The 1,907-nt window shown below is 70.3% G+C and carries 1 protein-coding gene; it reads right to left on the reverse strand.

The window, feature by feature from the left end:
- A partial coding sequence (locus AB0C62_RS42100; protein ID WP_362982604.1) for a condensation domain-containing protein occupies positions 1 to 1,907 on the reverse strand: 1,907 nt, incomplete at both ends.

Here is a 1,907-nt window from a genome sequence, read left to right on the forward strand (position 1 = left end):
ACGAGGTCGTCGAGTGCTTCGTCGGTGCGTCCCGCGACGGGGGTGCCGAGAGGGATGTCCGAGCCTGCGCCGAGTCGGGTCAGGAGGGTGGCGAGCGCGGCTTGGAGGACCATGAACAGGGTGGTGTCGGTCTCCTGGGCCAGGTCGAGCAGCGCGCGGTGCAGTTCGGCGTCGATACGGATCGGAACGGTGTCGCCGCGGTAGTCCGCCACCTTCGGCCGAGGACGGTCGAAGGGCAGCTCGAGCTGGTCCGGAAGACCATCCAAAGCGCCCTTCCAGAAGGCCAGTTGCTCACTCACCAGAGAACCGGGGTCGCCTTCCGAGCCGAGGAGCGCGCGCTGCCACAAGGTGAAGTCGGCGTACTGCACGGGCAACGGCGACCAGGTCGGCGCCGTACCCGCGCACCGCGCGGCGTAGGCAAGGCTGATGTCACGGGCCAGCGGGGCCAGCGACGAGCCGTCGTTCGCGATGTGATGCTGCACCAGGAGCAGGACGTGGCTGTCCGGGCCGGTGGTGAACAGGCGCGCCCGCAGGGGCAGTTCGACAGTGACATCGAAGGCGGTGTTGCCGGCGGCTCGGAGTGCCTCGTCCAGGTCCGCTGCCTCGACCTCCACCACGGGCAGTTCGAGGCGGGCCTGGACGGGGTCCAGAATGAGTTGCTGAGGCTCCCCGTCGACCTCCGGGAACACCGTCCGCAGGGCCTCGTGCCGGCCGACCACATCGGCTATCGCCGCTTCCAGAGCTGCTCGATCGAGATCTCCGGAAAGGCGTACGGCGAGCGGCAGGACGTAAGTGGCGCTCGCCCCTTCCAGTTTGTTGAGGAACCAGAGGCGGTTCTGGGCGGGCGACAGCGGGATCCGTGCGGGGCGCTCCACCGCGGTCAGCGCGGGCCTGGCCGACTCCGCTTCGTCGAGCCGGTCGGCGAGGGCGGCGACGGTGGGAGCCTTGAGGAGGGTCGGTACGGCAACTTCGATGCCCAAGGTCGATCGGATGCGGCTGGCCAGGCGGGTCGCGAGGAGAGAGTGGCCGCCCAGTGCGAGGAAGTTGTCGTCGATCCCGACCGAGTGCACGCCCAGGACCTCGGCGAACAGCCCGCACAGGATCTCCTCCCGCGAGGTCCGCGGACCGCGTCCGGCCAGGTCGGCTTCGTACACGGGCGCCGGTAGGGCCCGCCGGTCCAGTTTCCCGTTGGTGGTCAGCGGGAGTCGGTCGAGAACCACGAACGCGGAGGGCACCATGTACTCCGGCAGGAGGCCGGCCGCGTACGCGCGCAGGGCCTCGGTGTCCAGAGTGTCGTTCCCCGCCCCGGCCACCACATAGGCCACGAGACGCTTGTCGCCCGGCTGGTCCTCGCGGGCCAGGACCGCGACCTGCGCCAGCTCGGGGGCACTGCTCAACACCGTTTCGATCTCGCCGAGTTCGATGCGGAAGCCGCGGATCTTGACCTGGTCGTCGACACGGCCGACGAACTCCAGCAGGCCATCGCCCGACCAGCGGGCCAGGTCCCCGGTGCGGTACATGCGGCTGCCGACAGGACCGAGGGGATCGGCCACGAACCGCTCCGCCGTCAGATCCGGGCGCCCGAAGTAGCCCCGGGCCAGCCCCGCACCCGCGATGTACAACTCCCCCGCTGCGCCGTTCGAAGTCGGCTGTAGATCGCCGTCGAGGATGTAGGCGCGCATGCCGTCCAGCGGGCGCCCGACGGGTATGGGAGCCGGCACCTCGTCCGCCTCGGCCCAGGGTGTCTGGGTGGCGAACAGGGTGGTCTCCGTCGGACCGTACGTCGACCGCACGACGGTGTCGGGGCAGTGGTCCAGCACCCGCTGGACCGCGGTCGGGGAGATCACGTCACCGCCGGTGATCACCTCCCGCACACCCGCGAAGCAGCCCGGGTCCTCCTCCGCCAT

Origin of the sequence: Streptomyces sp. NPDC048643 (assembly GCF_040650615.1) — a bacterium.
In the GTDB taxonomy this organism is placed as follows: domain Bacteria; phylum Actinomycetota; class Actinomycetes; order Streptomycetales; family Streptomycetaceae; genus Streptomyces.